The organism is Anaerovibrio slackiae (assembly GCF_009695585.1).
Lineage (GTDB): Bacteria > Bacillota > Negativicutes > Selenomonadales > Selenomonadaceae > Anaerovibrio > Anaerovibrio slackiae.
In genome coordinates this window covers 20,870-34,355 of record NZ_VUNR01000030.1, presented here as the reverse complement: position 1 = coordinate 34,355, position 13,486 = coordinate 20,870, and the positions used below count along the sequence as shown (strand labels likewise).

13 protein-coding genes are annotated in these 13,486 nt (G+C 46.2%); 1 reads left to right on the top strand and 12 read right to left on the bottom strand.

All coding sequences use genetic code 11. The features are described from left to right. Nucleotides 1-83: 83 nt before the first annotated feature. Genes FYJ84_RS12140 through wbaP form a run of 8 tightly spaced genes read right to left on the bottom strand, consistent with a single transcriptional unit; the run spans nucleotide 84 to nucleotide 6,752 of the window. Nucleotides 84-842 (bottom strand): glycosyltransferase family 2 protein, encoded by a 759-nt coding sequence (locus FYJ84_RS12140; RefSeq protein ID WP_205764245.1) that lies wholly within the window; start codon nucleotides 840-842, stop codon nucleotides 84-86. Then, on the bottom strand, nucleotides 835-1,467 hold the full coding sequence (locus tag FYJ84_RS12135) for an HAD family hydrolase (protein ID WP_205764244.1): 633 nt from the start codon (nucleotides 1,465-1,467) through the stop codon (nucleotides 835-837). The genes FYJ84_RS12140 and FYJ84_RS12135 overlap by 8 nt, the downstream gene beginning before the upstream one ends. Nucleotides 1,468-1,482: 15 nt before the next feature. Continuing rightward, on the bottom strand, nucleotides 1,483-2,109 hold the full coding sequence (locus FYJ84_RS12130; protein WP_154407870.1) for a PI-PLC domain-containing protein: 627 nt from the start codon (nucleotides 2,107-2,109) through the stop codon (nucleotides 1,483-1,485). Next, complete coding sequence (locus FYJ84_RS12125) at nucleotides 2,106-3,044, bottom strand: WavE lipopolysaccharide synthesis family protein (protein WP_205764243.1); 939 nt, start codon at nucleotides 3,042-3,044, stop codon at nucleotides 2,106-2,108. Before FYJ84_RS12125 ends, FYJ84_RS12130 begins: the two co-directional genes overlap by 4 nt. Next, the gene (locus tag FYJ84_RS12120) at nucleotides 3,031-3,783 is read right to left on the bottom strand and encodes an ABC transporter ATP-binding protein (protein ID WP_154407873.1); all 753 of its coding nucleotides are present in this window, start codon (nucleotides 3,781-3,783) and stop codon (nucleotides 3,031-3,033) included. The genes FYJ84_RS12125 and FYJ84_RS12120 overlap by 14 nt, the downstream gene beginning before the upstream one ends. A 9-nt stretch (nucleotides 3,784-3,792) precedes the next feature. After that, nucleotides 3,793-4,560, bottom strand: a complete 768-nt coding sequence (locus tag FYJ84_RS12115) for an ABC transporter permease (protein ID WP_154407868.1) — start codon at nucleotides 4,558-4,560, stop codon at nucleotides 3,793-3,795. 3 nt (nucleotides 4,561-4,563) lie between these two features. Beyond that, on the bottom strand, nucleotides 4,564-5,325 hold the full coding sequence (locus FYJ84_RS12110) for a DUF4422 domain-containing protein (RefSeq protein ID WP_154407867.1): 762 nt from the start codon (nucleotides 5,323-5,325) through the stop codon (nucleotides 4,564-4,566). After that, on the bottom strand, nucleotides 5,325-6,752 hold the full coding sequence (gene wbaP / locus FYJ84_RS12105; protein ID WP_154407866.1) for an undecaprenyl-phosphate galactose phosphotransferase WbaP: 1,428 nt from the start codon (nucleotides 6,750-6,752) through the stop codon (nucleotides 5,325-5,327). Before wbaP ends, FYJ84_RS12110 begins: the two co-directional genes overlap by 1 nt. Nucleotides 6,753-7,038: 286 nt before the next feature. Here wbaP and FYJ84_RS12100 point away from each other — a divergent pair, with 286 nt between their 5' ends. Next, a complete protein-coding gene (locus tag FYJ84_RS12100; RefSeq protein WP_154407865.1) occupies nucleotides 7,039-7,425 on the top strand; it encodes a helix-turn-helix domain-containing protein in 387 nt (128 codons plus the stop codon). Between the two features lie 104 nt (nucleotides 7,426-7,529). Here FYJ84_RS12100 and FYJ84_RS12095 read toward each other — a convergent pair whose 3' ends face one another. From FYJ84_RS12095 to FYJ84_RS12080, 4 genes are all read right to left on the bottom strand, one after another. Then, nucleotides 7,530-8,234 carry a DUF554 domain-containing protein gene (locus FYJ84_RS12095; protein WP_154407864.1) on the bottom strand — a complete coding sequence of 235 codons (705 nt, stop codon included), beginning with the start codon at nucleotides 8,232-8,234 and terminating at the stop codon, nucleotides 7,530-7,532. 7 nt (nucleotides 8,235-8,241) lie between these two features. Then, nucleotides 8,242-9,540, bottom strand: coding sequence for an aspartate aminotransferase family protein (locus tag FYJ84_RS12090; protein ID WP_154407863.1), 1,299 nt, complete (start codon nucleotides 9,538-9,540; stop codon nucleotides 8,242-8,244). Nucleotides 9,541-9,634: 94 nt separating this feature from the next. Next, complete coding sequence (locus FYJ84_RS12085) at nucleotides 9,635-11,584, bottom strand: peptidase U32 family protein (protein WP_154407862.1); 1,950 nt, start codon at nucleotides 11,582-11,584, stop codon at nucleotides 9,635-9,637. A 69-nt stretch (nucleotides 11,585-11,653) separates the two neighbouring features. Beyond that, the gene (locus FYJ84_RS12080) at nucleotides 11,654-13,423 is read right to left on the bottom strand and encodes a sensor domain-containing diguanylate cyclase (protein ID WP_154407861.1); all 1,770 of its coding nucleotides are present in this window, start codon (nucleotides 13,421-13,423) and stop codon (nucleotides 11,654-11,656) included. Between the last annotated feature and the right edge of the window lie 63 nt (nucleotides 13,424-13,486).

The following is a 13,486-nucleotide window of genomic DNA, read 5'->3' as shown; positions in this document are numbered from 1 at the left end:
CATAATATTTACAAACATGCCTTTGGGATTTTTGCTTATAATCCTGAAGGTTTGTTAAGTGCACTTTATTTCAAGAATTTGCTTCAAAAACTTTTGAGAAAACCTGTTGACATATTACCAGGTTGCTGTATATACCGTTCATACTCTTTTATCTTATCTGGAGAATAAAAAGTATGATACTGACAACGGTCTATGTAGTAAGGAACAACTTTCTTCCCCTTCAAAATCATCTCATTCATTGTAGACGAAATATAGTATCTTCCACCTTCTGCATTTCCTTTTAATATAGCTTGCTGAGCAGAATCTATAAAATCTTTTCCACGCCGATAATAATAACAACCAGCAATTGCATGCTTGGAAAGAGGTCTCTTTTCTGCAACTTCCACAACTTCCTCATCCGCAATTTTTGCATAACTCCATCGAGGATGGATGCTTTCAAATGTGACAATACCAGCATCAGCCTGATTATCTTCAAAATAATCGAACATTTTTTTATAGTCAATATCAATGATTTGGTCACAATTGGCGATAAATAAAGGTTCATCCTTAGGGATAAATTCAATAGCCATCAAGCATGTACAAAGCGCACCTGCTGTTTCATTCTCCAATACAATAACATTCGATTTACCATCTGTTAAAATACTTGCAGACTCATCAAGATGAAATTCTGCACAGTCTTTTTGCTCAAATACAAAGATAAATTTCTTTTCCTGTAATGACTGATAATTATTCACCACCTGCTCAAGCATTGTTTTACCATCTATTTCAATCAGTGGCTTCGGAAAATAGCTTTCTGCAAAAAACAAAGTCTTACTCATGGAAGGAATTAAAACGTTAATCACAAGGCACCTCACATTTCTCTATCATACGCATGATATTTTCATAGTTCACATCATACACAGTTGCTACAGGAAGAACGTTAGCTCCGCTGGCTTTACCTGCTGCAATCCCATTAGGATTATCCTCCACTACAATACATTCCTCCGGCTTTAAATTAAATTTTTTTATAGCCGTTTGATACATTTCAGGATCTGGTTTTGCTTTTTTTACATCTTCATTGGAAATTATAATGTCAATATAGTCTGTCAGGGATGCTTTATCCATCATTGTTTCTATAGTATTGCGGATAGAATTTGAGCAAACTGCTATTTTATAACCCGCTTTGTGCAAACGAGACAAAGCATATTCATGATGAAACATTGGGCGGCAACGCAAATCCGTCAACTCTATAGTATATTTTTGCTTTACCTGATTTATAAAAGAATGCAACTCCTCTGGCAAATAACACTGCTCCCTAAGCATTTTTAATTTGACCTTTGTAGGCAAGCCATCAAAAGTGTGCAAATGGTCATAACGGCTTATTCCAAGGCCAAACAGCCCTAGAGCTTTATTGAGTGCTTCATAATGCCAATCTTTTGCATCAATCAGTACCCCATCCATATCAAATAAAATTGCCTTGATTTTCAAGATAACCTCTCCCCTTTACTTATGAAAAAATCTTTGCGCATCTGCCGGAAAGTCCGTGCAAAGATAAACATCTTTATCTGCAAAATCACCATCATATATCCTCTGCCAAAAAGCGTTGTAATCCCGCTGATGCAAATCAGGCGAAACCAGGCAAACTTCCTTACCATTACCCAAATGCTGTTCTATTAGGCTATTAGTCAACCAGCTATCATCATAAAATGCATCCAGCCATACACCTGCGGCATCTTCATACAGAACAGGATTTTTCTCAAATTCACTTTGCCGAGTGAAATATCGAAGCCCAGATGCCCTATATTCCAGCATCTGAGGTACAGACATATCAAAACAAAAATATGACTTTATTCCGTTCCCCTCCAGCATTTCTTTTAGCTTGCCACAAAGCCCATCTGCCTTTATGTTTATCGCAAATACTTCGCCATGGCTCTTTTTCCACAGTTCAAAAACATCCAAGGCATTCGGGGAGGCTGCATCCGCAATATTATGAGCAATGACCAGCTTTCCCTCATAATCTCTTACATCACTCTCAATTCCCCAGTTATTTTGCAATGCACAGGAGAAACTTTTTAATGTATTCTTTTCTTCTGGCACATTCCATGCACCACGATGCGCTAAAATCTTCATAAAATCTTTCCTCGCTTAATTATTTCTCGCAAAAATTCTTTTATCCCCAGCCACTCAATAAGAGATATTGTCTTCATCCTACATCGATAAAGCATTTTTCTCCATCTTACCTTCGGTATTTGATTTCCTGTTACAATTGCCTGCCAATCATCCTGCGTAAATAAAGTAAATCTATCGCAAAACCTATCAGGGTTGTACTTATGAAACAAAAACTCTTTCTCATTATATGGATAAACCAGACAGCTTTTGGTGAGAAATCTTTCTGTCAACATTCTGTTTTCCATTGTATTATCATGATAATCAGAACATTTTATTGACCATTTTTTACACAAGAAGTTTAGACAAATCCACTGCTCAGGAACAAATCTATGATACGGAGCAGAAAACAATGGCTGCCTATCTTCATGACACTTGAAATATAGCATTTCCTCTAATGGCATCAGCGGAGCTGCGTAGTATTGGCACACATCCTCATACCTACCAAACATCAGCCAGTCAGAAGGCGAAAAAGGCACAGGTATAATTCGGCAATTTCTAGTAAAATGATCTAATATCAAAACACGCTCACTAAAAACTTCAGAAGAAATGTTATGTCTGAAATAGTATTCAAGAAACTCCAAAGATAAAAGCTCTAGATCTGTCCGTATTTTTAATACATATTTTCTTGACACATGTAACAATCCTTGCTGGGTACTAATGAGCTGACGATTAATATTATTCCTATCATCCGTTTTGGCATTAAGCTCAACAGCCCCTGGATCTTCTGACTGTACCAAACAATCAAAGGAAATTCCCGATACATCCTCCCCCTTCCATGTTGACAAAATGATTTCTGCATGGGGCAACAATGAGCGAATTGCAGACAAACACTTACCGGTTACACCTGATGCAATCGGACCTTGCATAACAACTGATATATCGCTATCTGACAACATTGCATTCTTCCTCATAGTGCTTACAGATAATATCTGTATCTCCGTAATCTTTTAGTTTACCTTGTTGCAAAAATACAACTCGATTACATATATTCTTCACCAAGCTCAAGTCATGCGAAACTAAAAGAACAGTAGTCCCTCTCAAAATCATAGTCTTTATCCTTTCCTCACACTTTTCCTGAAATCTATAATCACCAACAGACAATACCTCGTCTACAATCAAAATGTCCGGCTGAACTATAGTAGCTATAGAAAATCCTAACCTGGCATACATACCACTGGAAAAGTTTTTTACCGGCACATCCACAAACTGATTCAGCTCAGCAAAGTCAATGATTTCCTGAAAATGTTCTTTTAAAAACTCCCTTCGATATCCAAGAATCGCACCATTGAGGAAAATATTTTCCCTGGCTGTCAATTCCGGATCAAATCCTGCACCGACTTCTATAAGAGGTGCTACAGAGCCGCGTACCACCACCTCGCCAGCAGTAGGTTTTAGCACACCAGCCAAAATTTTCAGCATGGTACTTTTCCCGGCACCATTAAATCCTATTATTCCGAGAATATCTCCCTTCTTTACCTGAAAACTCACATCTGTAAGTGCCGAAAACTCGTTATAAAGCATCTGCCCTTTTATTATTTTTAGCACATAATCTTTGATAGTATCTACCTTTTCTTCCATCAGGTTAAACTTCATTGATACGTTTTTTACTTCAATAATGTTTTCTTTACGCTCCATCATTTCCTCTTATACATACAAAACAAAATTATTCTGCTTTTTTGAAAAAGCATATCCTCCCACCAGCAATGAACCAAATGCCAGGCATGTACATACAAATAGCTGTTCTCCACTAGGAAAAACATTGCCATAGACAATATCACGGAATGCCTGTAAAAAATATGTCAATGGATTATAAAGTACTATCCCTTGGTATTCTAGAGGAATAATCTTTGTCGGATAAAATATAGGCGTAGCATAATTCAGTACTGTCAGCAATACACCATATAGATGAAATATATCCCTGAAATATACTGCAAAAGCTGCCAACAGCAATCCTATTCCCAGGCTGAATAACATAAGCAGCAGCAAAGGTATGACACAAAATAAAAGCTTGAAATGAAATTCCGCACCTGTAAACAACATGATTGTCACCATTGCAGGTAAAGTAAAACAGACATTTACACCACTGGATATTACTCTTGACAAGGGAAATAAATATTTCGGAACATATACTTTTTTTATAAGCCCGCCATTTTCCAAAATGGAACCCATCGCAAAATTTGTTGCTTCCGAATAAAATGTAAAGATAATCTGCCCGGTCAGCAAATACAATGGATAATTAGGTATATCAAAGCGAAACAGATGTGAAAATACCATGGCCGTGATCAGCATCATTAAAAGCGGATTCAGCATGCTCCACAAATACCCCAGCACACTTCGTCTGTATTTCTTTTTTATATCTCTTTTTACCAATTCATTTATAAGATTCCTAAACTGATATAGCTCCTTAATCAAAATTCACACTCCCAAACCTGCCTTTATTTTCCTGCCAACTAATCTGGCACCTTTGATGAAAACATTGTCCACTCCAAAGGCTACAATATCTTGTTCCACATAAGGGACTCTCCTGCTCTCCAGCCACACATCCAACAATCTCTCACTGATAAAACCAAACAGCCTTGGCTCATACCTTCCTTGCAGTTTTTCTTCCAAACTAAATAAGATATCAAATAACCAACGGCAATAATTATCAAAATAATCCTTGCGCATTACAAACATATTGAACATATGGGCACTGGTTTTACTTTTCAGACTATCAAAAGACTTTGCACATTCAGGATATTTTTCCCTTATAACTTCACCAACCATGTCCAAATCTCTTTGCCTATGTGCATGAGCATATTGGTTGTATATTGACTCTATATAATAATTCCTTTTCTTCGGCAGAATCACTGGTGCCATGTACAGCAAGTTCTCTATATCGCTATGACTGGCAATTTGTGCCCATGGCTTATTCCTTCGAAACATTGTCCCGCTTCTCTTAAAATATCTACGATAATGCACAAGACCTAAATATTCATAGTCAAGATTTTTCCAAGCCCAATACAGACCTGTCAGTTCACAATAATCTTTATTTTTATCTGAAATATTCTCACCAACATCATCCCTCTGAATGCCTAACCCCAGTTTTCCATCAGCCCCCACCTGCAAAGGAAGATACATATCATCTGTAGGCATAGCCGCCTGTTTATGGGTTGCCACAACAATTTTTATCTCCATCAATACGCACCTTTTTTACTTACAACTGCTTGAAATGTCTTCATCAGATACTTCATATCAATCCACACTGACCAGTTCCGCACATACCATGTGTCCATCTGCACCCGTTCCTTATAGGTGGTATCACTCCTGCCGCTGGTCTGCCACATGCCGGTAATACCAGGGCGCACCATAAGGTATTCACGGATATTCTCGCCATACATCTGCATCTCTGCCTCCACAATAGGCCGAGGGCCCACAAGGCTCATTTCCCCTTTCAGCACATTGACAATCTGTGGCAGCTCATCAAGGCTGGTTCTGCGAAGAAATGCACCCAGCCGCGTTACCCTGGGGTCATTAGTCAGCTTGAAGCTGCGTTCCCATTCTTTTCTGGCAGCTGCATTTTCGGATAGATACTGTACCAATGCCTTATCAGCATCCTTCACCATGGTCTGGAATTTGTAACAGGAATAGGGCTTGCCGTTCCTGCCCACCCTGCGATGGGCAAAGATTATCCTGCCCCTATTGTCTATACCAACCAGCAATGCCAAAAGCAGAATAAAAGGCGAAAGCAGGATGCTGCCTGTTACTGTCACCGCTATATCAAAGCAGAATTTAAACCAGCGGTTATACCAGCGGGACAGGTTATTCTTGCTCTTTATCACAGCCACCTGCTCCACAAACAACGTACTAATCTCCACGCTGCCAAGAGGCGAGCCCACAAGGCTTGGCGTAAAAAGCACCGTATCCGTAAGGTGCTGTATCTCCATCAGCAGCTTTCGCATGCCATCCTCGGAAAGCCCAGGTGCAGCAACGATTACCGTCTGCACCTCCTGCTCTCTTATAACCCTGGCGGCATCCGCAAAGCCGCCCAGCAACGGATACTGCCGTGGCAGCTTCTTCGACACCGGGTGGTCATCCAGCACGCCTATCACCTTGTAGCAGTAACAAAAATCATCCTGAAATGCCGACAACAATCTTTCTGCCGTCTTTCCTGCACCTATCAGCAGCACACGCTCCTGCAAAGCTTCCGCCTTCAGCATGATGTTGCCTGCCACATATCTGCCCAGTGCCACATACACAAAGGTAAATGCCCAAAAGCACCCGGCATAATATCTGGAAACTTGCATACTGTTCCGCATCAGGAATATCAGCAGCATGTACATCAAAAAGCCAAAGCATATCCCCCGGAACACATCCCGTGCCATCTCCAGAGACGGCCTGTTTAACCTGTATCCCTCTGCCAGCAGCATAATCAGCAAAAACATGCCCGGAATATATAAATATTGATAGTCCCAGGGCATCACCATCATGTTGCTGGCATCCACCCGGAAAATTCCCTGCAAGCCAAGTGCCGTTGCTTCGGCAGCCAGCAGGGAAAGATAATCCGCCACTACCAGCAGCCAAACCGCAAGCCTGCGCCCTTGAGCAATATTTCCTTGTTTCAAAATCCTTCCCACCACAACTTAACTTTGAAAATAACTGATATTAACTCCTATGTCCATTATAATATCACAATCGCCCCCCCCCGCAAGACATTTACATTATTTTTATTTTGTAAATGCGCAAAGTCTTGCGGAATTTAACTTTAGAGGTAATCGAATTTGCAATGTTATAAGCTATCTTCTGTATTGTATCACAAGAAATACAAATAATAAACTTGTAATACAAACTTTTTCTCCTAAACCATATTAAGATAATAGGTATGGAAATATGATTTAAGGAGCACCATTCATGACTACATTGGCACAGCTGTTATCAACACGCAGAAAAGAAGACGGCGTCAGCTTGCGGGAAGCAGCCCAAAAAATCGGTATCAGCCACGGCTATCTGGACAAACTGGAAAAGGGTATAGATAGCAGGACAGGGACGCGAAACAATCCCACACCAGAAACACTGCAAATGATCGCCACAGCTTACAACTGGGATTATCAATATCTGCTAAAAATCTGCGGTTATATCACCGACACAGATTCAGCCGATTCCCTTAGACCATCCATTCGTGAATTAGTCGAAACCTGCAATTCCCTATCAGATACGGATATAGGATATATAACAAAATTTGCTAAATTTATTGGCACAGAAAAACAAAACAAATTCACTTGCCACAAAGCACTTTAAAGATAGTACAAAAAAAGATGATTTTGATGTATAACATGTACATCAAAATCATCTTTTTTCTTCTTTTATTTTACTTTGATTTTACTTTGAGCCTTGCACCCTGCTCACGCACCAATCCCCAGCACCCTGAAAGCATATGCCACAAAAGGCACCACCGCCAGGGCAGGCAGGTAGTTGATGACCTTGATTTTGGTCAGCTCCAGGATATTCAGCCCCAGGGCAAGGATTATCAGGCAGCCGGTGCATGCCATCTCCTGTACGATATAGTCCGACACGAAGGGGGCAATAAACTCAGCCAGCAGCACAATACCTCCCTGAAACAGCAGGGTAAACACAGCCGAGCCCATGACACCGATGCCCATGGCAGCCGTCATCATAATGCCGGAGATGAAATCCAGCAGGGACTTGGTATAGAGCATGGCGTAGTCCGCCCGGAGCCCTGCATCCAGGGAGCCCACAATCACCATAGCGCCCACGTTCATAATCAGGCAGGAGGTAACAAAGGCATTTGCCAGCCTGCCGGACTCTCCCCTGCCCTTGGAAAAACGGCTCAGAAGCCTCTCCGTAAAGCGGTTCACATGCCCATCAGCATCCGCAGCTTCGCCAATCAATATGCCCAGCACCACGGAGACAATCATCACCAGGATATTGCTCTCCTGTATCGCCCCCTGCACACCAATCACCACCGAGCAAAGCCCCAGCCCCTGCATCAGGGCACCGGTCAGCCGCTCCGGCAGCCCCCGGCGCAGCAGCAGCCCTATCAAAGAGCCTGCCACAATCGCCAGTGTATTCACAATCACCGCAAACATAATATACTCAGTACCCCAGCTCCGTCAGCACGTCCTCAAGGTTGTTCAGCACATTGTCAATATCCGCTGCCGTAATCACCAGCGGCGGCTGGAACGCCATCACATTCCTTGCCACGCCGTTCTTGCCGATGATAAAGCCCCTGTCCTTCATAGCTTCCAGCACCCTGTCCAGCTCCTCTGCCGCCGGGCTCTTGTCAGCATGGACAAACTCAGCACCCCGCATCAGGCCCAGGCCACGGATATCCCCGATAATCGGGTGCTTCTTCTGCAGCTCAGCCAGCCCGTCACAAAGCTGCTGGCCACGCTCACGGGCATTCTCCATCAGGTTATGCTCCTTGATGTAGTCCAGCACCCCGATACCTGCCATGGAGGACACAGGGTTGCCTCCCAAGGTAGACGCCCCCGGCTTGGTATAGGTATCTGCAATCTTTGCAGATGCCGTAAAGGCAGAAATCGGCGCACCATTGCCCAGAGCCTTTGCCATGGACATAATATCAGGCACCACATCAAAGTTTTCAATGGCAAACATCTTGCCTGTTCTGGCAAAGCCCGTCTGCACCTCATCAATAATCAAAAGGGCATCATGGCTCTCCAGGATTTCCTTCACGCGCTTGAAATACCCCCTCGGCGGCGTAATAATGCCTGCATTGCCCTGAATCGCCTCGGCAATCAGGGCAGCCGGACGGCCGCTGGTGGCAGTCTTAATCAAATCCTCTACCGCATCAGCACAGGCATAGTCGCACTCAGGGAACTTCTTGCCCAGAGGGCAGCGGTAGCAATAGGCATTAGGTGCAAAGTGGATGCCGCCGCAAGGATGAGGATCCGTGCGCCACATCTGGATGCCTGTCAGGCTCATGGTGAGCTTTGTCCTGCCATGGAGACCATTTCTGAGGGCGATAAACTCATCCCGTCCCGTGTAGATGGATGCCAGCAGCAGGGCACCTTCATTGGCCTCCGTGCCGGTAGAGCAGAAGAATGTCTTCTGCAAATCCCCCGGTGTCACCTCTGCCAGCTTTTCCGCCAGATTGACAAAATTCTCCGTGAGATAAATATTGCACACATGCTGCAGGCTCTGCACCTGCTCCACCACCCTGGCATTAATCTCCGGGTTGCAGTGGCCGCAGTTGATAACAGACACGCCAGCAAAGCAGTCCAAATACTTCCTGCCCTCGCTATCATAGAGGTACTGCATCTCCCCCTTGACGAACTGCCTCGGCTCCTTGTAAAAATGTGCCAGGCACGGCATGATATATTTCTTTTTCTTTTCCAGAATGGCCTCAGGGCCTATCGGCTTCTCCAATGGCATAAAACAACTCTCCCATATATTTATCCAAAGTAATATCTATTACAGCTATCACAACTATTAAAGATATTACAAATATTTACAGCAATAAAAGCTATTACAGCGAATTCTGTGACTGGCGGAAACGGTACACGCCTACGCCCAGCTTCCTAGGCCCCTCCTGCTGCATGGCAGCAAAATCAGCCTCGTCAAGATACGGCTCCCCGGCGGACAGCTTGTCCAGAGCCTTTCTGTAGGCGGCAGTCAGCCTGCCCACAAGCTCCGGCTCATAGTCCTTGGCCTCAATCCTGAAGGAAGCCACGCCGTTGAACTTTTCCAGATACGGATAATAGCACAAATCCTTGGCAAACAGGATGTGGTTGCGCCCGAACTGATCCATGCGCAGGGAATGAATCTCCCCGGCAGTGTCCTTCAGTGCATAATGCTTCTCCACCAGCTCCGGATTTGCCAGGTGATTGTACGGCAGCTGCATGGCAGCAAAATTGTGGTCGCAGATCATGGACTCATAGGAGCCATGCACAATAACCTCAATCGGCAGCGGAGAATTCTCCACCAGCCCCCTCACCTGCTCAAAGGCCAGCTCCAAGGATGCCGTCCCCATGACAATGCCGTTCTTCTTCAGGAAGGTGGCTGCCATGTGGTTGAAAAGGTTGAAGGAAAAATCCGCCTGCACAGGCAGGCTGGTGCACTCCTGGGCCAGCTTCAAGGAACCCAGGTTGCTTACCATGATGCCTGACGGCTGCAAGGCATCCACAGCCTGAAGGAACTGCTCCAGCTCGCCGCACTCCCGGCGCATGGTGGTTCTCGGGGTGCTGATGACAATCCTGGTGCCATGCTCCCTGCCGATGGCAATGGCTTCTGCAATCTCCTTCAGCGTCCACGGCTTCTTCGGCTTGAACACCTCACCGGCCAGATACACCGTATCCGCACCATTTTCACAGGCCGCCCTTACCGCAGCCAGGTCAGAAACCTGCACGGACAGGGTTCTGTGGGCAGGATTCTCCGCCCGGATAGGCTCCTCCGCCTTCAGGATATCATCCTGGAAGCCCGGCTCCTCCACAGCACTGCTGAAGAAACGCGGCTCCCGGCTGCCGTCAAAGCCGATGGCCCTTTCATCCGGCTGCCCCAGGGCAAAGGTAGTGGTAAAGTCACGGGCCCGGTTCTCGTACAATTCCTTCCAGCCTTCCTCATCCACCGTATAGCCCATCGGGTCTGCAATATAGGCATCAATTGCCTTTCTGTAGGTAGCCACGATGCGGCGCACAAAATCCGCCGGGCGCATGCGCCCCTCAATCTTGAAGGAAAATACCCCTGCCTGAATCAGCTCCGGGATATTCCTGTACATGCACATGTCCTTCAGGGCCAGCTTGTAGTCCTGCTGGTCATCCTTATCAAGAACCTCCCCCGTCGCCTCGTCAATCAGCTTGTACTGCCAGCGGCACGGCTTCAGGCAGCGTCCCCGGTTGCCGCTCTGGCCGAACAGCACCCCGGAGTGGATGCACTGGCCGCTTTCAGCAATGCACATATCGCCATGCATGAAATATTCGATTTCCAGCCCGGTGCGCTCCTTGAACAGAGCCAGCTCCGAAAGAGTCATCTCCCTGCCCACTACGATGCGGGTAATGCCGTACTCCTTCAGCTTCTTGATGGCATGCTCGTTATGGGTATTCATCATGACGGAGGTATGCAGGGGAATATCCACACCCAGCTCCCTGGTCAGCTCCAAAACCGCAAAATCCTGCACCAGAATCGCATCCGGCCTGATCTCGTTGAGATATGTCAGGTAACGCTTGAGAGGCTCCACTTCCTCCACGCTGATGAGGTTGTTCAGGGTAATGTACAGCTGCACGCCATGGGCATGGGCATACTCAATGGCCTTCTTCAGCATCTCATCATCGAAATTGGTCTCCTTGTTCCTGTGCATGCGCATGTTAAAATGCTTGCCACCCAGATAAACAGCGTCAGCACCTGCTTCCACTGCTGCTACCAGTGCATCCCAGTTGCCGGCCGGTGCCAGCAGCTCAACGGATTTACGGTTTAAAATCATGTTAAATATACTCCTTTGCTTTAGCTTGATTGCTTTATTAGCTTAATCGCTTTATCAGCTGTATCAGCTTTATTTGATAATCTGTACGTTGTTCTTGCCGAACTTGTACTTTGCCCTGTACAGGGCATCATCTGCCCGCTTGAACAGCGAATCCTTGTCATCAAGGCCGTGCAGCGTGGCAATGCCGCCGCTGATGGACATGCGCAGCATGCCGTTCTCCATGGAAAATGCCTCCACATTCCGGCGGATGCGCTCACCTATTTTCATGGCCGCCTCGCTGTCGGCATCCCGCATGATGACCATGAACTCATCACCGCCCCAGCGGCCAGGAAAATCAATTTCCAGCACGCTTTCCTGGATGATATTTGCCACGCACATCAGGGAGGCATCCCCGATGAGATGGCCGAAATTGTCATTGATGGTCTTGAAATTGTCCACATCCAGCACCATCAGGGACAGGGGCTCCATCTTCTCACTAGAACGCCTTATCTCCTCCTCCAGGAGGCGGTCCAGGGCGCCCCGGTTGTACATGCCGGTCAGCTTGTCAGTGTCTGCTATATGACGCAGCTGCCTGTTGTAATCCTCCAGCTCCTCGGACACCGCCTGCACAAAATGCAGCATGTGGCTGAGGACGCTGTTGCCCTTGTTCTGGAACCGCACCTTCTGATGCAGGTAGCTCATATCGTTGGGCAGGTTGACAGTTCCCCCCTCCCGCATGCCTACAATGCTCAGGTACATATTGTTGAGATGGATGCGCCCCTTCTGGTCCCGGACGTACTCACCCAGGGCATAAATCCCCGTGGAAGGCGCACAGCTCCTGCACACCTCCAGCTCCTGATTGACATCCTTGTTCAGCAGCACACGCCTGGCCCAGCAGCTGACCGCAAAAATCCCCTCCGGCTGGAAGCGCACCATGTCGTACTGGATGCCGTAGGTTCCCTGAATAACCACCGTAGGGTTGCCATAGCAGAGCTGGATGACCTCGCCAATCTGAAAATCCGCGCCGTAGTTGGCGGAGCCATCAGGCCGCAGGGCACGGGGCATACGGTTGAGGATAGTGCCGTTCCTGTTGATGCAGACAGGAAAAACCACCGCCTCATCAAGAAATGACTCATTCCAGTTCACCCCCAGGTACTTTTCATAGACATCCCTGACGGTAGTGCCGTTGTCCAGGTCGGCAATAGTGGTCTGGTTGTCGGCCAGGGCCGTAATCTTCATCTTGCGCCCCAGAGGCTGCCAGCCGCTGCTGCTGCACATGTGCACAAAAAGGCTCCTGCCCTTGTAAATCACCACTGCCATGCCCCGGGGGATGAACTCCTCTGCCGTAAAGACAAAGCCAGGCCCCGAAACGGTGCCATCGTCCACCACGCCGCCAAACACGGCAATATCCTCAGGAATGTTGGACAGCTCCCGGAGAAACGGCACCAAATCAAGGTTGTAACCGGAGGAAATCATCTGCACAGCCACCGGCTGGTAGAGCTGCCGGATATACCATAGCAAATCCTTGCCCAGCCTGGCACTCTCCCCATCCTTCCAAGGAATAGCTATCACATCCACCGTAGATTTAAAAAATACCGAAAAGGTCAGCGAAATGCCAAACAGGTTGATGACACCTGCCGTAATGTTGGCAGATACCGTGCCGCCCACAATCTTCACATCAGGCAGCAGCCGTTTCAATCTGTCCACCAGCCTGGGAGTGATTTCCTGAAAATAGGAATCCACATAAATAGTAGCAAGAATACAGCTATACTCCGGCATTTCCGCCAGGCTTTCCTTAAAGGACTCGATTTTTTCCCTGAAATCAATTTCGTCATTACACAAGTACGGTATCTGTTTCATAGCCTATCCCTCAAAAAACTATATTGACGACACACCTGCAATAATATTAATTATAATTATACA

Excerpts from the sequence above, each read along its gene's own strand:
- FYJ84_RS12130 (WP_154407870.1), bottom strand. The coding sequence starts at position 2,109 with ATGAAGATTTTAGCGCATCGTGGTGCATGGAATGTGCCAGAAGAAAAG.
- FYJ84_RS12125 (WP_205764243.1), bottom strand. The coding sequence starts at position 3,044 with ATGTTGTCAGATAGCGATATATCAGTTGTTATGCAAGGTCCGATTGCA.
- FYJ84_RS12120 (WP_154407873.1), bottom strand. The coding sequence starts at position 3,783 with ATGGAGCGTAAAGAAAACATTATTGAAGTAAAAAACGTATCAATGAAG.
- FYJ84_RS12110 (WP_154407867.1), bottom strand. The coding sequence starts at position 5,325 with ATGGAGATAAAAATTGTTGTGGCAACCCATAAACAGGCGGCTATGCCT.
- FYJ84_RS12100 (WP_154407865.1), top strand. The coding sequence starts at position 7,039 with ATGACTACATTGGCACAGCTGTTATCAACACGCAGAAAAGAAGACGGC.
- FYJ84_RS12095 (WP_154407864.1), bottom strand. The coding sequence starts at position 8,234 with ATGTTTGCGGTGATTGTGAATACACTGGCGATTGTGGCAGGCTCTTTG.
- FYJ84_RS12090 (WP_154407863.1), bottom strand. The coding sequence starts at position 9,540 with ATGCCATTGGAGAAGCCGATAGGCCCTGAGGCCATTCTGGAAAAGAAA.
- FYJ84_RS12085 (WP_154407862.1), bottom strand. The coding sequence starts at position 11,584 with ATGATTTTAAACCGTAAATCCGTTGAGCTGCTGGCACCGGCCGGCAAC.
- FYJ84_RS12080 (WP_154407861.1), bottom strand. The coding sequence starts at position 13,423 with ATGAAACAGATACCGTACTTGTGTAATGACGAAATTGATTTCAGGGAA.